A 266-nucleotide genomic window follows, 5' to 3' on the forward strand; every position below is an offset into this window, starting at 1 on the left:
GGAAACGAGTGCAGCAGGACTCGGCTCCAGAATCACAGTTGGCTGAAAGACTGTGCTACTGATGCGCGCCCCACCAGTCAACAGCTTCCCGGGACGGTCGATGGCTTCTTTGACCCACGTCTCAACTTGATCGACTTCCTCGGAAGAATGAGAGGGCCGACGTCGGTCTCGTAGAGGGTTGGGTCGCCAACCTCGAGTGTTTCAACGCGTCTGGCGAAACGGGCGATGAAATCTTCTTTAATGTCCTCCTGAATGAAGATTCGCTG

1 protein-coding gene is annotated in these 266 nt (G+C 55.3%); it reads right to left on the reverse strand.

The genetic code is table 11. The features are described from left to right. Window positions 1-77 precede the first annotated feature (77 nt). Window positions 78-266: aldehyde dehydrogenase family protein (locus tag JAO29_RS23145; protein ID WP_334270649.1), on the reverse strand; the 189-nt coding region annotated here is incomplete at its 5' end.

Source organism: Edaphobacter sp. HDX4, from assembly GCF_036877565.1.
In the GTDB taxonomy this organism is placed as follows: domain Bacteria; phylum Acidobacteriota; class Terriglobia; order Terriglobales; family Acidobacteriaceae; genus Edaphobacter.